Annotated in this window: 16 protein-coding genes; 5 read left to right on the top strand and 11 right to left on the bottom strand. The window is 57.4% G+C overall.

The genetic code is table 11. The features are described from left to right. The first annotated feature begins 249 nt into the window (after positions 1-249). The gene (locus tag QQL78_RS00765) at positions 250-1,848 is read left to right on the top strand and encodes a phosphoenolpyruvate carboxykinase (protein ID WP_284369587.1); all 1,599 of its coding nucleotides are present in this window, start codon (positions 250-252) and stop codon (positions 1,846-1,848) included. Positions 1,849-1,939: 91 nt separating this feature from the next. Here QQL78_RS00765 and QQL78_RS00760 read toward each other — a convergent pair whose 3' ends face one another. Both QQL78_RS00760 and QQL78_RS00755 read right to left on the bottom strand, forming a co-directional pair. Beyond that, positions 1,940-2,656 carry a hypothetical protein gene (locus QQL78_RS00760; RefSeq protein WP_284369585.1) on the bottom strand — a complete coding sequence of 239 codons (717 nt, stop codon included), beginning with the start codon at positions 2,654-2,656 and terminating at the stop codon, positions 1,940-1,942. A gap of 99 nt (positions 2,657-2,755) precedes the next feature. Next, a complete protein-coding gene (locus QQL78_RS00755; RefSeq protein ID WP_284369583.1) occupies positions 2,756-3,622 on the bottom strand; it encodes a LysR family transcriptional regulator in 867 nt (288 codons plus the stop codon). A 161-nt stretch (positions 3,623-3,783) separates the two neighbouring features. Between QQL78_RS00755 and QQL78_RS00750 the strand changes: the two genes are divergently transcribed. Beyond that, positions 3,784-4,209 carry a helix-turn-helix domain-containing protein gene (locus QQL78_RS00750; RefSeq protein WP_431358325.1) on the top strand — a complete coding sequence of 142 codons (426 nt, stop codon included), beginning with the start codon at positions 3,784-3,786 and terminating at the stop codon, positions 4,207-4,209. A 4-nt stretch (positions 4,210-4,213) separates the two neighbouring features. Here the strand turns inward: QQL78_RS00750 and QQL78_RS00745 are convergent, their stop codons facing one another. After that, entirely contained in the window at positions 4,214-4,978 is a 765-nt protein-coding gene (locus QQL78_RS00745) for a sulfite exporter TauE/SafE family protein (protein ID WP_284369580.1), read from the bottom strand. Between the two features lie 143 nt (positions 4,979-5,121). Here QQL78_RS00745 and QQL78_RS00740 point away from each other — a divergent pair, with 143 nt between their 5' ends. The 3 genes from QQL78_RS00740 to QQL78_RS00730 all read left to right on the top strand — a co-directional run bounded on the left by QQL78_RS00740 (position 5,122) and on the right by QQL78_RS00730 (position 7,790). After that, entirely contained in the window at positions 5,122-6,810 is a 1,689-nt protein-coding gene (locus tag QQL78_RS00740; protein WP_284369578.1) for an acyl-CoA dehydrogenase family protein, read from the top strand. A 63-nt stretch (positions 6,811-6,873) separates the two neighbouring features. Next, complete coding sequence (locus QQL78_RS00735; protein WP_284369576.1) at positions 6,874-7,392, top strand: TetR/AcrR family transcriptional regulator; 519 nt, start codon at positions 6,874-6,876, stop codon at positions 7,390-7,392. 5 nt (positions 7,393-7,397) lie between these two features. Beyond that, entirely contained in the window at positions 7,398-7,790 is a 393-nt protein-coding gene (locus QQL78_RS00730) for an META domain-containing protein (protein ID WP_284369574.1), read from the top strand. Here QQL78_RS00730 and recO read toward each other — a convergent pair. From recO to QQL78_RS00690, 8 genes are all read right to left on the bottom strand, one after another. Then, a complete protein-coding gene (gene recO, locus QQL78_RS00725) occupies positions 7,774-8,499 on the bottom strand; it encodes a DNA repair protein RecO (protein WP_284375392.1) in 726 nt (241 codons plus the stop codon). The two genes, QQL78_RS00730 and recO, sit on opposite strands and share 17 nt — an antisense overlap. Further along, positions 8,499-8,828 carry a DUF1491 family protein gene (locus tag QQL78_RS00720; RefSeq protein ID WP_284369572.1) on the bottom strand — a complete coding sequence of 110 codons (330 nt, stop codon included), beginning with the start codon at positions 8,826-8,828 and terminating at the stop codon, positions 8,499-8,501. The genes recO and QQL78_RS00720 overlap by 1 nt, the downstream gene beginning before the upstream one ends. A 64-nt stretch (positions 8,829-8,892) precedes the next feature. After that, positions 8,893-9,819 (bottom strand): GTPase Era, encoded by a 927-nt coding sequence (gene era, locus QQL78_RS00715; RefSeq protein ID WP_284369570.1) that lies wholly within the window; start codon positions 9,817-9,819, stop codon positions 8,893-8,895. After that, on the bottom strand, positions 9,816-10,502 hold the full coding sequence (gene rnc, locus QQL78_RS00710; protein ID WP_284369568.1) for a ribonuclease III: 687 nt from the start codon (positions 10,500-10,502) through the stop codon (positions 9,816-9,818). The genes era and rnc overlap by 4 nt, the downstream gene beginning before the upstream one ends. Next, entirely contained in the window at positions 10,499-11,335 is an 837-nt protein-coding gene (gene lepB / locus QQL78_RS00705) for a signal peptidase I (RefSeq protein WP_284369567.1), read from the bottom strand. The genes rnc and lepB overlap by 4 nt, the downstream gene beginning before the upstream one ends. 93 nt (positions 11,336-11,428) lie before the next feature. Next, positions 11,429-11,839, bottom strand: coding sequence for a holo-ACP synthase (gene acpS, locus QQL78_RS00700; protein WP_284369566.1), 411 nt, complete (start codon positions 11,837-11,839; stop codon positions 11,429-11,431). Then, positions 11,839-12,600, bottom strand: a complete 762-nt coding sequence (locus QQL78_RS00695) for a pyridoxine 5'-phosphate synthase (protein WP_284369565.1) — start codon at positions 12,598-12,600, stop codon at positions 11,839-11,841. Before QQL78_RS00695 ends, acpS begins: the two co-directional genes overlap by 1 nt. Positions 12,601-12,613: 13 nt before the next feature. After that, positions 12,614-13,279 (bottom strand): DUF2062 domain-containing protein, encoded by a 666-nt coding sequence (locus QQL78_RS00690; RefSeq protein WP_284369564.1) that lies wholly within the window; start codon positions 13,277-13,279, stop codon positions 12,614-12,616. Between the last annotated feature and the right edge of the window lie 50 nt (positions 13,280-13,329).

Genomic DNA, 13,329 nt, shown 5'->3' with positions numbered 1-13,329 from the left:
TCTCCGCCATAATTTGGTTAGGAATGGCTAAATTGCCGCACTTTTGCGCTGTTGGAATAGATAGAGTTGCCCAGAGTTAGCGCTGCACAACCAAAGTTGGCCATGATGGCGCTAACTACCCTCTGCCTATCTGTTCATTGCGCAAAACCTCGTGTTAAGAGGCCCATTATGACCCGCAGGGGTCGCGGCCGGATCGGTCGCTTACGTCAGTTCCGCGCCATTTCATAGTGCGCTTACAGGAGAATTTACATGACATTTGGACGGGTAAACCCGCAGTTCCGCCTTGAAGATCAACAGATCACCGGGCTGGGCGATGTCTATTATAACCTGATGGAACCCGCATTGGTCGAAACCGCGCTGAAGCGCGGCGAGGGGACCCTGGGCAACGGTGGGGCTTTCCTTGTCACCACAGGCAAGTTCACTGGCCGCTCCCCCAAAGACAAGCATGTGGTCAAGACCCCCAGCGTGACCGACACGATCTGGTGGGAAAACAACGCGGAAATGTCGACCGCCGGTTTCGACGCGCTGTATGATGACATGATCGCCCATATGCAGGGCAAAGAGTATTTTGTGCAGGATCTGGTTGGTGGCGCGGATCCGCGCCATGCCATCAACGTACGCATGGTGACCGAACTGGCATGGCACGGGTTGTTCATCCGCACCATGTTGCGCCGCCCAGATCGTGAAGACCTTGATGATTTCACCGCAGATTTCACGGTCATCAACTGCCCCAGCTTTCAGGCTGACCCCAAGAAGCATGATTGCCGGTCCGAAACCGTGATCGCGATGAACTTTGACCGCAAGCTGATCCTGATCGGCGGCACGGAATACGCGGGTGAGAACAAGAAGTCGGTCTTTAGCCTGCTGAACTACCTGCTGCCCGAGAAAGGCATCATGCCGATGCATTGCTCTGCCAACCACGCCACGGGCAATCCGGTGGATACGGCAGTATTCTTTGGCCTGTCGGGTACGGGGAAAACGACCCTGTCGGCGGACCCTAAACGCACCTTGATCGGGGATGATGAACACGGCTGGTCCGACAACGGCACGTTTAACTTCGAAGGCGGCTGTTACGCCAAGACGATCAACCTGAGCCGCGAGGCGGAGCCTGAAATCTACGACACCACCAGCAAATTCGGCACTGTGATCGAAAACATGGTGTTCGATCCTGACACCAAAGAGCTGGATTTCGACGACGACAGCCTGACAGCCAACATGCGCTGTGCCTACCCGCTGCACTATATCTCCAACGCTTCTGCCAAGGCGACCGGCGGGCACCCCAAGAACATCATCATGCTGACCTGCGATGCCTTTGGCGTGTTGCCCCCCATCGCGCGGCTGACACCGGCACAGGCGATGTATCACTTCCTTTCCGGCTTTACCTCTAAGGTTGCAGGCACGGAACGCGGCGTGACCGAGCCGGAGCCAACCTTTTCCACCTGCTTTGGTGCGCCATTCATGCCGCGCCGCCCTGAGGTCTACGGCAACCTGCTGCGCGAAAAGATTGCCCAGCATGGCGCAACCTGCTGGCTGGTAAACACCGGCTGGACCGGCGGGGCCTATGGCACCGGATCACGGATGCCGATCAAAGCCACCCGCGCGCTGCTGACCGCCGCCCTTGAAGGGGATCTGGCCGATGTGACCTATCGCAAGGACGCGAACTTCGGATTTGAAGTGCCTGTATCGGTGGACGGTGTGGCTGACATTCTGCTGGACCCGCGCCGCACATGGGATGATGCGGAAGCCTATAACCGTCAGGCCGTCAAGCTGGTCAATATGTTCTCGGAGAATTTCGCTCAGTACATGCCGTTTATTGACGACGATGTGAAATCAGCCGCTATCGGCTAACGCTTTGCTCAGGCTGCATGTCTGACAAGATTATGAAAAAGGGGCCGTTGATATCTCAACGGCCCCTTTTTTACCTGCTGTGTCGCGGATGCTATGCAGCTTGTACCATCAGATCCTCGACCGGAATATCCAGAAGGAAACGCGCCTCTTCCTGGCTGAGATAGGTCAGGAATGCCTCAAGCGGATGATCACGCCCGGCGATGTGCCACTTCAACGCGCCCGGTTCATTGTGCATGTACCCCATGCGTTCGGCGAACCCCTTGAAGGCCACCTGCCGCAACATGAAACCGTAAATGTAATCCGCGTTCCAGCGGCGCATGACCTCGAACAACCCTGTACGCGCCAGAACTGTCGAGAGGCCAGAGCCACGATACCGGCCCTCTTCCGGCGCCATCCAGACCTCGCCGTGATAAACGACATTGCCCATAATCCGGTGCGACCCGGGGGTGGCGCGGAACCGCGAGCGGTCAAAATCCACGCCTGGGATTGGCGGTGGAAAGTCACGGAAACGGGTCAGCAGATGCCCCGCCAAAGTCTTGCCCTTCAACGGCACTTTTTTGGCCGCTTGTGTGTGAATTAAGTCACCATCCGCGTTGCGACCGATCAACCAGAAGGCCTGATTCTCTTTCAGGTTGAACTTTTCATAGTCGAAGGGCGCCCCAAGGTTCTGCACCTTGCGCTCTGATTTGATGATGGCGCTGTAGTCCTCAAAATTACTACCTATGGTTACTTCAACACCATGTGCACGCAATATATCGCGGCTAGTTGCGATGAATGGAGCGGCATCCCGGGGAAATTGAAGCGTCATGTTTTGTTCCTTTCACAAATGTTAGTGAAAGGTTAATTCAATTGCCGGACAAATACCCGACATTTGACATCATTTTGACAAATTTAGGACAGCGATGGTTTATTGATCATCCAGTAACTTTTCAAAAATCGCCTCTTCGGCAGGGAAATCAAAGGGCTCTACCGCATCCAAAACGATGCTGTCTTTTGCTGCCAAATCGGTGATGTTGACCTCGTCCACAGGCAATACCAAAGACATTACTGCAGGCGATCCATCGGGAAATGACCCGCTTAAGATCAGGCGCTGATATGCAACTGGTGCCAATCCGTCCAAACCGGCGCGCGGCATTCGGGTAAAGACATGATCCAATCGCGGCATCTGCGCGGCCTGAACCTCGTCAAATGCTTCATAAATTAAATGCGAAAACTCTACACCGGCTGGCATCTTGCTAATTGGGCGGCCAATACTGGAGCGCGCATAGTCCTGACCAAACCATTTTACATACACTGATTTCTGGCCAAATTCGACGCAGATCCAGCCAATATCGGACTGACGATAGATGATGAGGTAGGGCCGCACATGGGAAAACCATTTACTTTCAATTTCTCCGCTGGCCATCGTCCAAGCACGCAAAGTCTCTCTGAGAACCAGTGACGAATCACTCCAGACTTTCCCAAGTGGTTGTTGTTGCTGATAGAAATCCCAATCCCCGACATTTGCCTGAAGGCGTTGCAACATCCCGACAGCGCGGGTTTGCCCGCGCATCCATAGGGTGCCACGCGCCAATATGTCCTTGGCATCAGGTAGAACGCTCTCTCCCAGCCCTGACAGGTGGTACCGCCGGTCCTCGACGAGGAACAGCGGTGCCCCCATCGCGGTTTCCAGCTGAGAAATATGCCGGCGGACCGTCTGGCGGGTGCTGTCCAGCTCTTTCACCGCATGGCTCAGGTTTAGCGTGGCGGCGAGCGTTACAAAAGAACGGATCATTTCGAACAGCAATGCGGGTGGCACTTCTGGCGTAGAGTCCGTAGCGGTCTTTTTAATTGGAGCAGTCTGGTTCATTGAAATATTTGGTAAAGAAATCACCCATTATAGCAACAAAAATAATCCATAAGGGTTCTATTTATTTTCTAAAGTTGAAAATATCTATGCAATTGAATGTAGCAGCAGTTCAGGGGAATACAGGTTCAGATTGTACAACCAGAGGTTCTTTTATGTCACACCCCGTCGATATTCACGTCGGTCGTAAACTCAAACAAATACGCACGCTTCGCAGGCTGTCCCAAACTGACGTCGCGCGGAAATTGGATCTATCGTTTCAACAAATTCAAAAATACGAAATCGGGTCCAATCGCGTTGCCGCAAGCCGGCTGTTTGAATTGGCACAAATTCTGGATGTGCCGCCGTCGTTCTTCTTTGACGGTCTGCATGACAACCAGAACGAAGCGCCGGTAAAAGACGCTGGAATGGAGATTGTGACCGCCTTGGCCGCGATCAAGGACGAGGAAATCAAGTCCCGTATCGTGACCTTTATTGAAGATGTCTCTGGCGTGACTGTTGCCCGCCGAGGCTAATCAATTAGATCACTGCCCGCCTGATAAGGTTGGCACCGGCAAGAAGCAGGACAAATAAGGTCGCCCGTTTGAAAGCAACTTGATCAATACGGTCGACCACTTTTCCCCCTGCCCACATGCCAAGGACAGCAGGCAGAATCAGTAAGATCGAAAAGGGAATCGTTTCGGCACGCAGGACGCCAGAGGTCAGATGCGCACCAAACAGGGCCACCGCCCCTGCACCATAGATCACCCCCTGCACCCGTAACTGATCCGCTTTGGGGGTGCCAAGCGCCGTCAGGTACATCACTGTCGGCGGCCCCCAGACGCCAGACAGCCCACCAAACACACCAGCAATGGCCCCCACCACAGCCTCCACCGCCGCACTGCGACGGGTGAGCGAGAACCCGACGCCCCCCAATTGCAATGCGGCATAGGCCAGCGCCGGTAAGCCAATGGCCAAAAGCAGCACCGCTTCGGACACCACCCGCACCATTTGGGCCGCAATGACCAAGGTGACACCGCCAAAGATCAGAAAAACACGAAACTGCTGTACCGTAACCCAGGCCGCCCTTGGTCCATGCCGCAGCGCCTGCATGGCATTTGTCACCAGCGTCGGAATGATCAGCCCCGCCAATGCCAGCTCCGGCGAGAGGAACAAGGTCAGCCCCGAGATGAGAATCAGCGGCTGTGCAAACCCGACCACGCCTTTGACGAACCCCGCTACGAAGGCGATACCAAGCGACAAAAACAGCACGAATATGCTAAGAGAGGGGAAAAGTTCTTCCATGGCTCTCCTTAACACTTCAAAATTTCGCTGCACGGACAAAGTGAGCGCGTAATTTTCGAACAAAATGACGCATCGAAACGTATCTTTGTTGTGCTGCAGTTGCGAAGGCGTTATTTGCAATGCAGCAAAAGGGGAATGATACTATGGCACATGACGGTCAGGACATGGCAATGGAGCAGGCAAATATCCTGCTGAATGATCTGCTTGGGTTGAGCGCGGCGGCAGTGCCCACGGTCGAGGCCCTGCTTGAGAAGGCCAAGACAAGCGTGCGTGCGCTGGTCAGTAAGGACGGTCGGGTTTCCGCCGGTCTGATTGAGGCCCATCAAACCGCAGCCCATGGTCTTGCCTGGCTCGCCACCTATGCTCAGGCCCTGCGTCAGATGCACGAATGGGCCGACGCCCTGAACAAGGACGGCAAGTTTGGCGAGATCGAACAGCTGATCCACCAGATCGCCTTTGGCGAATACCTTTGGCAGATCTACGGCGGCATCCAGATGAACCAGGGCGAGGTTCTGCGGTTGCAGGACTTGGGCCTGTCTCAGGAGGATATGCGTGGGATGATGGAGCCTGCGATCCAGACCCTGACCCAAAAAGGCAATACTCAGGCCGCCCGGACGCGGCTGGTTGATTTGATGCAGGAACAGGCGGCCAATATCACCGTCGGGGCGACCGGCCTTGATGAAGAGCTGGAAATGATCCGTGAACAGTTCCGCCGCTATGCGGTGGAGAAGGTCGAACCCTTTGCCCATGAATGGCACCTCAAGGACGAATTGATCCCGATTGAGGTGATCAACGAACTGGCGGAAATGGGCGTGTTCGGCCTGACCATCCCCGAAGAGTTCGGCGGATTCGGCCTGTCCAAAGCGTCGATGTGTGTGGTTTCGGAAGAGCTGTCGCGCGGCTATATCGGTGTCGGATCGCTGGGCACGCGTTCTGAAATCGCCGCAGAGTTGATTATTGCCGGTGGTACGGATGAACAAAAAGAAAAATGGCTGCCGCGCATTGCCAGCGCTGAGACTTTGCCAACGGCCGTTTTCACCGAGCCAAACACCGGTTCGGACCTTGGGTCCCTGCGTACACGGGCAGTCAAGGACGGTGAGGATTATAAAATCACCGGAAATAAAACATGGATCACCCATGCCGCGCGCACCCATGTGATGACCCTGCTGGCGCGCACAGACCCTGACACATCCGATTACAAGGGCCTGTCGATGTTTCTGGCCGAAAAGACACCCGGTGATGATGCCGATCCCTTCCCAACTGAGGGCATGACCGGTGGCGAGATCGAGGTGCTGGGTTATCGTGGCATGAAAGAATACGAGCTGGCCTTTGATGGTTTCCACGTCAAAGGTGAAAACCTGTTGGGCGGGGAAGAGGGCAAAGGCTTCAAACAGCTGATGGAGACCTTTGAATCCGCCCGCATCCAGACCGCAGCCCGTGCCATCGGGGTTGCGCAATCCGCGCTGGACCTGTCGATGCAATATGCTCAGGACCGCAAACAATTCGGCAAGGCGTTGATCAACTTCCCACGCGTGTCCTCCAAAATCGCGATGATGGCGGTTGAACTGATGGTGGCCCGTCAGCTGACCTATTTCTCGGCCTTCGAGAAAGACGAGGGCCGCCGCTGTGACGTTGAGGCGGGCATGGCAAAACTGCTGGGCGCACGTGTGGCATGGGCGGCGGCTGACAACGGCTTGCAAATTCATGGCGGCAACGGCTTTGCGCTGGAGTATAAAATCAGCCGCGTGTTGTGTGATGCCCGTATTCTCAACATCTTTGAAGGGGCGGCAGAAATTCAGGCTCAGGTGATCGCGCGCCGCCTTCTTGGCTAGGCTGATCTAAGTACAGGAGAGGCATGTCTTGCCTCTTCTACCTGCGCGGCGTTATGGATGCATATGACCAAACCGCGCCTTTCCCCTGACGCATGGCTTGCTGCCGGATTTGACGCCCTTGTGGCAGATGGCCCCGGTGCTCTGGCCGCCGAACCGCTGGCGCGTGCCATCGGCAGCACCAAGGGTTCCTTCTATTGGCATTTCAAAGACGTGCCTGCGTTTCAGGACGCCTTGCTTGCGGCGTGGCAGACACAGGCGCTGCAACAGGTGATGGAGGCTGTCAGCACCTCTGGTGAAGCGGAAACACGGCTGCGCGGTTTTGGGCGTGCCGTGCTGGGTGACAGGGTAGAGCCAAAGCTGCGGGCATGGGCGCAAAGTGATGTACGCACCGCCCGCGTCCTGGCGGATGTGGATGCCGAACGGTTGCATCTGCTGGGGCGGCTTTTGACCACGCTTGGCCTTGGCAACCCCGATTTCGCCCGCGCCCTGCAGGCCACGCTGATCGGGTTGCCCCTGCTTGCTGACCCCTGTGATGCAAACCCCTTTGACACGCTTGTCGATACAATCTTGGCTTTGGATTAGAGTTTATGCCCAGTCACATCATCCTGTTACTCATCCTGTCACTCACCATCTTTCAGCCTGATGAAACCCTGCGCAGCTATGGCGGCGCGGATCGCACATGGCATCTGGTCACCCTGAAGGGAGCGGATTTTGACGCCACCGCCACGCTGACCTTTCCCAGCAGGAACCGGATCGCCGGACAGGCCCCTTGCAACCGCTATTTCAGCCGCAATGCCGCACCCTATCCCTGGATCGAGATTGGCCCCATCGGAGCCACCCGCCGCGCCTGCCCTGACTTGCAAGCCGAGCAGGCATATTTCGAGGCGCTGGAGGCGGTGAATGTGGCGGTGATCGAAGGCGACACCCTGACCCTTTCGGACGAAGAAACCCCGTTGCTGGTGTTTACAGCCCGCGATTAAACATATCGACGAAACGCGCGCGCGCCTCCGGCAGGGGCCGGTTCCCAAGGCCCGCCGCCAAATGGGAACTTAAAAAATATCCTGTTGTTGCAAAACCTTGCGCGATTTCAGCATCTGATGCCTCGCCCTCACCGCGCAGCACATCGGGCAGCGGCAGCAGCTTGTCCGCCCAGTCGCCCGCCCCTTTGGCCGACACCGCCCGGCCCGATTTTGGCGAGACATAGATCAACCCATCCACCGCCCCCGTTACCGCACAGCTGCTCAGGTCAAGCCCATGGCCCATCTCTTCCAGCAGCGCCAATTCCCATTGTAAATAAGCAAGCGGCCAGACCTCCCACCTGCCCAGCAGATCCAGCAACGCTTCACTGCGGGCATAAAGCGGGCCATGCGGGACACGCTCAGGCAGGCAAAAACCAAGCAGCGCCGTGACCGTGTTCAACGCCGCCAAACTTTGCCGGCTGGCCATCGCTATCGCTGCGCGACTGCGAAGGGGTTCCACCGTAAAACTGCCGATATGCTCTTCCAGCCGGGCACGCCAGACCAGATCCAGCTGCGCGCCGGGTTGCAGGATCGGTGCAATCTTGCGGCTGACCCCGCCACGCACAATGCCCGCATGCCGCCCGTGTTCGGGGGTAAACACCTCAATGATCACAGAAGTTTCGCCATGACGGCGCGTCTCAAGCAGAATGCCCTGATCGCGCCACTCGATCACGCCAGACCGTCCTGATCCAATAAATGCCGCCCCTGCCGATCCTCGACTTCAATCACCCAGAGGTCAGGATCAAACCCTCGTTGGCGGGTGATCGCCGCATCCACGTCGCGCTCCTCTCCCTTGCTCAATTCAACCCATTGGCGTTCGCCGCTCATCAGGTCAAAGGAGCGTTGGAACACGACCGCCTGACCGTCCAACGTGGCCAGTTTAACCAGAACCGCGCCGCCCGTGTCATCACCATGAGCCACTACAAAAGCCGGGATGTCATACACTGAAAGCCGCGCCAGATAGGCGTCAACCCAGAACCGCGCGGTCAACCGTGGCACAACGCCCCCCTCTTCATCTTGCCTTTAAACTCATCTCAGGGCCTTCAGCAAACGCGCCGCCCGATCAGACATTGCCGTCTTTGAAGTCCAGTCCCATTTCGGTGTAACGCTCGGCCTCTTCCAACCAGTTGGTGCGCACTTTCACCTGCAAAAACAAATGGATGCGCCGGCCCAGAAATTCTTCCAATTCCTCCCGCGCCGCCTTGCCCACGGCCTTGATCGTCTCGCCCTTATTGCCCAACACAATCCCCTTGTGACCATCGCGCACCACATAGACCAATTGATCCACACGGGCCGACCCATCGGGACGTTCTTCCCAATTCTCGGTTTCGACGGTCAACTGATAGGGCAGTTCCTGATGCAAGCGCAGGGTCAGTTTCTCACGGGTCATCTCAGCGGCAATCATCCGCATCGGCAAATCGGCAATCTGGTCTTCAGGATACAGCCATGGCCCCTCTGGCAATTCACCCGCCAGCCATTTGCGCAACACGTCAACGCCATGACCTTTTTCGGCAGAGATCATGAATGTCTCGGCGAAAGGATAAAGCGCGTTCAGCTTTTCCGTCAGCCCCAACAACACTGGTGCCTCAACGCGGTCGATCTTGTTGATCGCGAGAGCCACCTTACGGCCCTGCCCGACCTCGGCCAGCCCTTCAAGGATGCGCTCCACCCCTTCGGTCACACCGCGATGGGCCTCGACCAGCAGAACAACAATATCCGCATCCGAGGCCCCGCCCCAGGCGGCGGCCACCATGGCACGGTCCAGACGGCGGCGCGGCTGGAACAGACCGGGCGTGTCGACAAAAACCAGCTGTGCATTGCCCTCCATCGCGACGCCGCGAATGCGGGCACGGGTGGTCTGCACCTTATGGGTGACAATCGACACTTTGGCCCCCACCATGCGGTTCAGCAGGGTGGATTTGCCAGCATTGGGTTCACCGATGAGGGCGATAAATCCGGCGCTTTGTCCTGCGGCCTCGGGGCTGCTCATTTACTCTTCTCCAGTTGCGCCAAAAGCGTCGTTGCCGCAGCCTGTTCGGCGCTGCGTTTCGAGGGGGCGGTGGCCTGTGCCTCGGCCCCGTTTTCAAGCCGCGCGGCAATGGTAAACACCGGCGCGTGATCGGGGCCGGAACGGGCCACCTCCAGATATTTCGGTGGTGGCAGTTTGCGGGCCTGTGCCCATTCCTGCAATGCGGTTTTTGCATCCCGCGCGTCGTCTTTTACAGTGTCGATCCGGTTTCCCCAGAGGCGCAGGATCAAAGCACGAGAGGCCTCGAACCCTGCATCCTGATAGACCGCAGCAATCACCGCCTCAATCGCATCCCCCAAGAGGGCCTGCTTGCGCCGCCCGCCTGATATCATCTCTGAGCGGCCCAGTTTCAACACCTGACCCAGATCGATTTCGCGGGCGACATCTGCACAGGTTTCCTTGCGCACCAGCGCGTTGAAACGCGGGGCCAGCTGCCCCTCGCTGGCCTGACGGTCACTGGCCAGCAGCGCCTCTGCCATCACCAGACCCAGAACGCGGTCACCCAGAAATTCCAGCCGCTGGTTGTCGTCGCGGTTGGCCGATGACATTGAGGCGTGAGTCACCGCACGGACCAGCAGCGCGGGGTCGCTGAATTCGTGACCGATACGCCCCTGAAAGGCCCGAAGATCGCCGCTCAGCTTCATTCAACCCCTTTGAAGAAACGATCACCACGCCATGTCCAGAAAAACAGCATCGACCGCCCGGCCGAGCTGAACATGATCCGGTCGGCCCTGCCGATCAGGTTTTCGTAAGGCACAAAGCCGACGCCGCCCACCTGCTGTGCCAGACGGCTGTCCGCAGAGTTGTCACGGTTGTCGCCCATAAAGAAGTAATGACCAGCAGGTACAGAATAGACGCCGGTATTGTCAGATTGCTGGTTTGCGATGTTAAGAATTGGATAGGAAACCCCGTTGGGCAGGGTTTCAGTCTGGCGGGACTTTTCACAAGAGCCGCCTTCGCCAACAGGACCGTTTTCGCAGCGCGGGCGCAGACGTTGGGGGCCTTGGGCGGTCATCTTTTCGGTAAAGGTCCCCGCGTCCTCGACCTTGACCGGTTCACCGTTCAAATACACCAGACCCTGTTTCACCTGGACCGTGTCACCGGGCAGACCAATCAGACGTTTGATATAGTCGCGGCCCGAAACCGGGTGGCGAAAGACCACGACATCACCGCGTTTTGGCTCCCCGCCCCAGAGGCGGGTGTTGTCCCCGTCAAAGCTGCCGCAGACATCGCGGGCATCCACCTCGATGCCATAGCTGGGCAACATCAGCGACGGACAGGAGGCATAGGAATAGCCATAGGCCATTTTGTTCACAAAGAGGAAATCACCGATCAGCAGGGTTTCCTTCATCGACCCCGAGGGAATCCAGAAAGGTTGGAAAAACAGGGTACGAAAGACACCTGCGATCACCAATGCATAGACGATGGTTTTGACGGTTTCGACAAAGGCGTTGCCGGATTTTTCCTTGTCGGCCATGCGGCGTCCCTTTTTTACGATTTGGGGTTACATGAGGGTGGGCGGCGGCACTGTCAAGGCGCGGTCGCAACAGGCATGCGCCCGTGGCTGCGCCTAATCGTCACCTGACAGCGGGCGGGCCTCGATCACGACAAAAGCCTGTGCCCATGGATGATCATCGGTCAGGGTCACATGGATCACCGCCGCGTGGCCCTTAGGTGTCATGCTGGCAAGGCGTTCGGCGGCCCAACCGGTGACTTCCATCACCGGCTGTCCTGTCCTGAGGTTGCTGACGGCCATGTCGCGCCATGAGATCCCCATGCGCAGCCCGGTACCCAGCGCCTTGGAACAGGCCTCTTTGGCGGCCCAGCGTTTGGCATAGGTGCCAGCGACATCCTTGCGCCGCTCGGCTTTGGCCTGTTCCACCGGTGTGAAAACGCGGTTACGGAACCGATCCCCGAAACGATCAAGCGTGCCCTGGATACGTTCGATGTTTGCCAGATCGGTGCCTATACCAAGGATCATCAGCTTGTCGCATCCGCCCGTGCGGCGTCCATCATCTCGCGCATTTCACGGATCGCAGGTTCAAGTCCCAGAAAGATCGCCTCGCCAATCAGAAAATGCCCGATGTTCAGCTCGCGCACCTCGGGGAAGGCGGCGATAGGCGACACTGTGTCATAGGTCAGCCCGTGACCGGCATGCACCTCAAGGCCCAGTGAATGGGCAAATGCAGACATCTCTTCGAGCTTTTTCAACTCTTCTTGTGCAGCGGGCCAGTTTCCCTCGGCGAAGGCGTCGCAATAGGCACCGGTATGCAGTTCGATCACTTCGGCACCGATGCGGTTGGCGGCTTCGATCTGGCGGGCGTCTGCGGCGATAAAGATCGACACGCGGCTGCCGGCCTCGCGCAGGGGCGCGATGAAATGGGCCAGTTTGTTTTCCTCGCGCGCAACTTCAAGCCCGCCTTCGGTGGTGCGTTCCTCGCGCTTTTCGGGCACGATGCAGACGGCGTGGGGTTTGTGGCGCAGCGCGATTTTCTGCATCTCTTCAGTTGCGGCCATTTCGAAATTCAACGGAACGCTCAGGACGTCCATCAATCCTTCGATATCGGCATCCGAGATGTGGCGGCGGTCTTCGCGCAGATGCGCGGTGATGCCGTCAGCGCCCGCGGCTTCGGCAATCTTGGCCGCACGCAATGGATCAGGATAGGCCCCGCCGCGCGCATTGCGCACGGTTGCGACATGGTCAATGTTGACGCCAAGGCGCAGTTTTTCGTTCGATCCCATTTATCTGTATCTCCTACTTGGCCTCGTCGACCTTGCGCTTGGCATCCGCTTTTGCCGCGGCTTTCTGCTTGAGCGCTTCAAACTTGGCCTTAATCAACCCCCGTCGACGTTTTTGATACGCCTGAAGCAGCGGAACTGCCAGATAATAAGCGATGGTTGCGCAGGTGACGCCCGGAATGATCGAACCGATCAGATAGGGATAGAAGACATCACGGGAAAAAATCGACAGGCTGGACCAATCCATTTCAGCAGCGGTGAAGATCGACACGAAGTTATGCCAAAGGTCACTGCCCGCCCCGGCGAACTTACGGCTAAGTGCGCGCAACTCGCCATCGGGCAGTTCGGTGCCCAGCAACAGGTGCCCGGTCTTGAGCGATGACAGGGCGATAAACACAAAGGTAAACGGGTTGCCGACAAATGTGGCCATCAAAGAGGCAAGGATATTGCCCTTCATCAGTTTGGCCAGCAAGGCGGCAACAAGAAAGTGAAACCCGAATAGCGGGGTAAAGGTCACAAACACACCGGCCCAAACGCCACGTGCAATCCGCTCCGGGCTGTCGGGCAGACGGCGCATGCGGTGTTTGACATAGTGAAATGCACGCGTCCAACCGCCACGGGGCCATAAAAATTCGGCCACCGCACGTAACGTCGGTTTTGGGTCGCGGCGTTTGAATATCAACTCAGCTGTCCTGCATCGGTCTTTCGTTGGCCTCTATAGGCATGGTGTTT

It is taken from the genome of Sulfitobacter pacificus (assembly GCF_030159975.1).
In the GTDB taxonomy this organism is placed as follows: domain Bacteria; phylum Pseudomonadota; class Alphaproteobacteria; order Rhodobacterales; family Rhodobacteraceae; genus Sulfitobacter; species Sulfitobacter pacificus.
The sequence above is the reverse complement of the archived record's forward strand: the minus strand, read 5'-3'. Positions and strand labels throughout refer to the sequence as shown.